Annotated in this window: 2 protein-coding genes and 1 pseudogene; all 3 read left to right on the top strand. The window is 39.7% G+C overall.

What is annotated here, in order from left to right:
• Window positions 1–1,155 (top strand): glutamine synthetase family protein (locus GMD4S_RS06445; RefSeq protein ID WP_000292669.1); only part of this gene is annotated, 1,155 nt, incomplete at its 5' end.
• Between the two features lie 390 nt (window positions 1,156–1,545).
• Complete coding sequence (locus GMD4S_RS06440; protein WP_001168154.1) at window positions 1,546–2,133, top strand: TlpA family protein disulfide reductase; 588 nt, start codon at window positions 1,546–1,548, stop codon at window positions 2,131–2,133.
• Window positions 2,134–2,192: 59 nt separating this feature from the next.
• Window positions 2,193–7,549 (top strand): annotated as a pseudogene (padA, locus tag GMD4S_RS06435) (LPXTG-anchored isopeptide-forming adhesin PadA); the annotation flags it as partial.

Below are 7,549 nucleotides of genomic sequence, written 5' to 3'. Positions count from 1 at the left end.
AATGAGTCAGATATGTACTTGTACCCAGACTTGGATACATGGACAGTCTTCCCTTGGGGAGATGAAAATGGAAGTGTTGCAGGTTTGATCTGTGATGTCTATACAACAGAAGGCGAACCATTTGCAGGTGACCCTCGTGGTAATCTGAAGCGTGCACTTCGTCATATGGAAGAAGTAGGATTCAAATCTTTCAACCTTGGTCCAGAACCAGAATTCTTCCTATTTAAGTTGGATGAAAATGGGGATCCGACTCTTGAGGTAAATGACAAGGGTGGCTACTTTGATTTGGCCCCTACTGACCTTGCAGACAATACGCGTCGTGAAATCGTGAATGTCTTGACCAAAATGGGATTTGAAGTAGAAGCAAGTCACCACGAGGTTGCGGTTGGTCAACATGAAATTGACTTCAAGTATGATGAAGTCCTCCGTGCCTGTGACAAGATTCAAATCTTTAAACTCGTTGTTAAAACTATTGCTCGCAAACATGGTTTGTACGCAACCTTTATGGCAAAACCAAAATTTGGTATCGCTGGATCAGGTATGCACTGTAATATGTCCTTGTTTGATGCGGAAGGAAACAATGCCTTCTTTGATCCAAATGATCCAAAAGGAATGCAGTTATCTGAAACGGCCTACCATTTCCTTGGTGGTTTGATCAAACATGCTTACAACTATACTGCTATCATGAACCCAACAGTTAACTCATACAAACGTTTGGTTCCAGGTTATGAAGCGCCTGTTTACATTGCTTGGGCTGGTCGTAACCGTTCGCCACTTGTGCGCGTACCAGCTTCACGTGGTATGGGAACTCGTCTTGAGTTGCGTTCAGTGGACCCGATGGCAAACCCATACATCGCTATGGCAGTTCTATTGGAAGTTGGTTTGCATGGTATTGAAAACAAAATCGAAGCACCAGCTCCTATCGAAGAAAATATCTATATCATGACAGCGGAAGAGCGTAAGGAAGCTGGAATTACTGACCTTCCATCAACGCTTCACAACGCCTTGAAAGCCTTGACTGAGGATGAAGTGGTCAAGGCAGCCCTAGGTGAACACATCTACACGAGCTTCCTTGAAGCTAAACGTATCGAGTGGGCTAGCTATGCAACCTTTGTGTCACAATGGGAAGTTGATAATTATCTTGATTTGTATTAAGAACATAAAAAAGATTGTCTGATTGGGCAATCTTTTTTATTATTGCAAATTTTTAAATGTATTTCGTTGCTGTTTTTAGTATAGTTATTATATAGAAAAACAGAAAACAAGAAAGAGTGAATTATGCATTAAAAAGAAATAATATTCTGAAAATAATTAGAAAATAACGTCCAATCATTTTCATTATACCTATTTAATGCAGTAGTGTGGCGGGTTTAGCGTGGGAAAGAAAAAAGTTTACAATTTGACAACATATTTCTTGAAATACGAATTAGTAAATGATAAAATGTTTTTTGGAATGGATGAGTTTTGGAGAGTTTATAAATTATTTAATATATTATTTACTCAAGTTCTACTCGCCATATTTCATCAAAAAGGAAAGGAGATTCTATGCAAAAAGATAAGTGGTGGCTTCCGTTTTTAGCAGTGGGAGTCATCATCGGATTGTCGGTGGGTTTGATTTATTATACTAGACCCGCTAAGGACGGAGAAGTAGGGACTTCATCAGTTTCGCAATCAACTTCAAGTGCTGAGAACAATACTGCCTTGAGTCTAAAAGGTCAACAACTTCCAGAATTTAAAATGACTTCTCAAGACGGTAAATTGGTTGCTAGTTCAGAGCTGTATGATAAACCTATGTTAATTGTCGAATGGGCTAGTTGGTGTCCTCATTGTCAGAAACAACTACCCATTGTTCAGCAGATGTATGAAAAGTATGGTGAACAGATCAATTTTGTTTTACTAAATATGAACGAACCTGGTAAAGAAACAAAAGAGAGTGCTGATCGATACATTAAGGAAAAAGGATACACTTTCCCTTATTACTATGACGAAGATCAATCAGCTGCAGATCTATTACAGGTTCAGACCATACCAAGTATGTATTTTGTAACCAAAAAGCAAGAAGTAAAAAATGTATTGGTTAACCATTCCGATGCGGAAAGCTTTTCTAAAGAGTTGCAAACACTACTCAACTAACATATATCTACTATAGAAAAGGGGGAAGAAGAAATCACAATAGGATTTCAGAAATAGCAATGAGAGATTTCATTAAAAAGGTCTCCATATTGTTTATCATTTTATTCTTATCTGTTCCATTAGCCTTAATGGGACAGATACTTGGTAGCGCTGCAGCAAATGAAGGCGGTAGTACTATTGAAGTAGGTGGAAATACAAAGATAACACAAAATGGATGTTCCCGTAAAATTGAAAAAACGGAAAAAATTAGCTGGCGCCTGCCTAGAAAACCAGTGGATTTGGTAATCTTGCAGGATGCGAGTGGATCATTTAAGAACACCATTCCAAATGTCCAGAATGCTTTAAAAACTCTGACGACATTTGTGAAGGAAGAAGAGTATGATGAAAATAACCCACGTTTGGTTAAGACTGATAATCCAGATACATCAGACCGGGTTATGATGGCGACCTTCCAAGGTGCAGATGGATACAACTACTACTACAATAACGATTTTACAGGCCGTAAAGATGTTTATGGTAGTTGGGGACCTGACTATGATTACAAATACAAGGCAAGTAACTTGTCTTCTGACCAAAATGATATCCATCAATTCATTAATAATATTAAAGTAGCGGGAGGAACACCAACTGTTCCAGCTATTGACGATGTCATTGCTCAATATAATGAAAGAAAAGGGAATATGGCTAATGGTCGTAAAACTATCTTTCTTTTGATTACGGATGGTGTTGCCAATGGGAAACGTGACCCTGATGGTAAGGTTCGTCTAGAGTACAGTGACTATCGGAACAATATTCTTACACGTGCATGGAATTTTAATGAACTAACAGAGGCGTCTCAAAACGTTTTAGGGCGTGTGAAAGAGGTTAAGGAAGCATCTACAAGACTTAAAAATGTTGTTGGTTCTGAAGGAACAGTAGTAGTTGGTTTCTGGGAAGACGTAACAATCTTTGCGAATTCCAAAGCTCAGTACTATGACACATATAAAGAAGGTTATTCAAAATATTTTGATATAGGGGATAACCGAAGTGTCCAAGAGATTTTCCATGAAGCATTAGAGGGGATGGCTTCTCCAGCTAAAAATATCAATGGAAAAGATGTTTCCTTCTATGTTAATGAACAAAGCGATATCAATAAATTCTCAAGTCGAGTTCTAGAATCTGTTGGTGCTGCTCTGGTTAAAGAAGATATCAAAGGTGAGTTTGAAGTTACTCCAGGATATAAGGTAGATGCAGTTCGAATTAATGGTAAGAAGATTGTATCAAAGGTTACCGATTCGAAGAAAGAAATTCGTGGTAAGATTGTTCAAGAAGGAGACAAGGTTACAATCTCTGTTCCAGAGAGTGTCTTTAATCCAGGAAACAACAAGTTTGACTATGATTTGAGTAAGGAAGCACATGCTGAACAAGTTGATGAGGATGATGAGCAAGACCCTCCTGCAGACTACAAACCAGTTAAGGAGACAGTTCCAGTTCCTGAGCTGACTGGTAAATTTAAAGTTGGTGATTTTGCGACTGAAACAATCGGTGGTTCGAAAGAAACTGTAGAAGTTCAAAAACTTGAATACTGTTACCCAAGTGCCACCAAGAAAATTGCAGACCAAGATCAAAGCAATGATACTGGTACTATTGAAGATCCACTTCAATTGACTAAAAAACCAGCCTATGCGGCTAACTTGTCTGCCAAAGACGAAACATTTACTTATACAGTAGATTACAACTTCAACAACGTTCCTTATGAGTTTAAGCAAAACGTTATGTTGACAGACCCTCTTGACTATCGTTTAGAAGTTGTAGGTCATCATGCTTCTGGACCACAAGGTCAAATCTTGACTCGTGTAGTGAAACAAAATGACGATCTCGGAAACGAACGTGAAGTTGTTGTTGCTGATGTACCAAGTGTGAATGGTTATGAATACTTAGTGCTTCAAAAAGCTAAAATGACCATTACCGTTCGCTTGAAGGAGCAATATCGCAATAATCAAGCGAGCAAAGAATTCATGGCCCTTCTTCAGGATAATGATGGCTTCGGTTTGCTGAACCAGGGTAATATCATGTGGAATGGTGAGGATAATAATCCTGATCCAAGTAAACATGCTAAAACAGCTGACAAACCAAGTACCATTCGCCGTTCAAATCCAGTTTACGTGAAACCTCCAGTTGTAACAGAAATTACGAAGAAGGTTAATGACAAAGAACATGAAGATTTGAAGGCAGAAGAGGAACTCTTTGAGTACAAAGTGACTGTTCCATGGCCAGGCATTGCAGATACATTTAGCCTTACGGATACAGTTGTTTCAGAGTTGGAAGTTCAGGCAGATAGCTTGAATGTAAAACTTGGTGAAAAAGATAATACTGACTTGAAAACTGCTGCAAAAGTTGAAGGTCAAACTGTTTCACTGACTCTTGATAAAACTCAACTCGAAAAGATCTCACGTAAGGTAACGCGTCGTAAGACTAAAGATGTTCAATACCTAGAATTGACCTTCAAGGCTAAGATTCGTCCGGGTGCTGACCTTTCTAAATATAAGGAAGATGGTCAAATTAAAGTACCTAACACGGCAGATGTTGCCTTGAATGATATCAAGAAAACATCGAATAAAGTAACGGTTACACCACCAAAACCACAAGAACCTTCTATTGATAAGAAGATTAATGAGAACTTGGATAGCTTCCAAACGTTTGATGGGCAACCATACAACTACAACATTACAACAGCAGTACCAAGTGATGTTGCTAATTACAAGAAATTTGTGATTCGTGATACACTGGATGCTAATTTGGAACTTGCAGGAGACGTAAGTATTAAAGGTTCTGCAGCGGCCCTCTTTGATATCCACACCAATGGCCAAGAGATTACGGCAACGGTGAAGGATGGTCAGTTTGGTGAACTTGCAAAATACTCAACTGTTGAACTAGTCATTCCTGCAAAAGTTAAAAATGGTGTGACAGGCACAATCATTGAAAACAAGGCTTCTATTTCCTTTACAAATGAGAATAATGTAGAGAAAGAAGTTGAATCGAAACCTGTCACCGTAACGCCACCTCCTGTAACGAAGAAGATCAATGAAACTCTTGATCACTTAGATATCGCGACAGGTCAAGCGTATAACTACAACATTAAGACAAAACTTCCAACAGATATTACAGATTACAAGAAATTTGTGATTACAGATACACTTGAAGGAGATTTGTCAGTTATCAATGAAACTTCAAGCAAACCAGTTATCAAAGGAGCAGCTGCAGCCTTCTTCGATGTAACAGTTGAGGGTCAAACCGTGACTGCAACGATGAAGGACTTTGCGAACGCTACAGCTCTTGCTGGTCAAGAAGTGGAATTGATTATTCCGGCTAAGATCAATGATGGAGTGACTCGTATCAACATTCCAAATACTGCGAAGTTCAGCTTCACAGATAAGAACGATCATAGCGGAGAAAAAGAAACGAAACCTGTCACCGTAACCCCTCCATCAGAACCAGGTGTTGATAAGAAAATCAACGAAACACTGACAGAGGCAACAATCGGGGCAGAAACCGACTTTACTTATAATATCAAAGCGAAATTGCCAAATGATATTACAACGTACAAGTCCTTCGTTGTAACGGATACCTTGGATGAGAACTTGACTCCAGGTCAAGCTGAAATCAAGGGAGCGGCAGCGAAATTCTTCGATGTAACAGTTCAAGGTCAAACCGTGACTGCAACGATGAAAGATTTTGCGAATGCGGGTGACTACGGTAACCAAGAAGTAGAGCTCGTGATTCATGCCAAAGTGAAGAAAGGCTCAACTGTTCCATCTATTGAGAACAAAGCTAAGATTACTTACACCAACAAGAATGACCAACAAGGTGAGAAAGAAACCAAGCCAGTCACTGTTACTCCACCGCCAATCACTAAGAAGGTGAATGGTCAGGAACACGCAGATCTTGGTAAGTTATCAGAAATCTTTACTTATACGATTGACTCAACGGTTCCACATGTGGCAGATAGCTTCACTATTTCAGATGATATCGTCAAAGAATTGGCATTTGAAGGAGAAGCAACGGTCACTGTTGATGGCCAAGCTGTTCAAGACCTCACTGTAACAACAGAAGGTCAACGTTTGACGGTCACATTTGGTAAAGAGCAAGTGAAACAATATGCTGGTAAAGCTGTACAAGTTTCATTTAAGGCTAAGGTGAAGGAAGGCATTACCTTTGATGCACTCTTAGCAGCTTATCCAAATGAATCAAAAGACAAGCCGGTAGTACCAAATACTGCTAGCTACATCATTAATGATAATCCTGATTCTAAGAAAGAATCAAAACCAGTTACCGTTACACCACCACCAACCACTACTCCAGAGCTTAAGAAGGAAGTAAACAGAGCAGAACGTTATGATCTTGTAAAACGTAATGAAGAATTTACTTATACTTTGAAAACAACAATGCCTGCCAGCGCAACTGTGTTTGAGATGACAGACGAGTTGAAAGAAGTTCTAGAATTTGTCGGTGAGAATGCTTCAGCTACTGTTAAACTTGATGGTGAGGATGCAGGATCGAAGGCGACAGTGACACTTTCTGGTCAAGTCATCAAAGTTGCCTTTACAGAAGCTTCTGTAAAAGCAGATGCCGGTAAGTCAATTGAAGTGAATTTCAAGGCTAAGATTAGAGATAATGCCAACTTATCAGCTTATGTGAATAAAGATGGTAAGACAGAGATTCCGAATAAGGCTTCTTATGATATTGATCATAATCCAAAATACCACAAGGACTCTAATGAAGTCCCAGTAACGCCACCAACACCAGACGAGCCAGAAATCAAGAAAGATGTGAACGGCAAGGCAGAAGCAACCCTCGCGAAACGTGATGAAGTCTTCACTTATAATGTGAAAACAAGTGTAGCGCAAGATGCGACAGCCTTCAGCGTAACCGATAAGATCGAAGATGTTCTTGAGTTCGCAGGGACTTCAAGTGCTAAATTGAATGGTCAAGCCCTTGAAGCAAGCCAAATCAAGGTAGAAGGTCAAACGATTACCTTGACGCTTACAGAAGAACAAGTGAAAGCCAATGGCGGTCAAGCAGTTGAATTAACATTCGACGCGAAGATCAAAGCTGGCGCGAACTTGTCTGCTTACCTATCAGAAGATAAGACTGTGAAAGTTCCTAACAAGGCAGCTTACAAGGCAGATCTACCAAACAAACCAGGCTTTACGAAAGACTCTAACGAAGTTCCAGTAACGCCACCAACACCAGCAGAGCCAGAGATCAAGAAAGATGTGAACGGCAAAGAATCTGAAACTCTTGACAAACGCGACCAAGTCTTCACTTACAACGTGAAAACAAGTGTAGCTCAAGATGCGACAGCCTTCTCAGTCACAGATACCCTAGTGGACGTTCTTGAATTCGCAGGAACTTCAAGTGCTAAATTGAATGGTCA

It is taken from the genome of Streptococcus sp. GMD4S (genome assembly GCF_000296955.1).
This window is presented reverse-complemented; position numbering and strand designations above follow the sequence as displayed.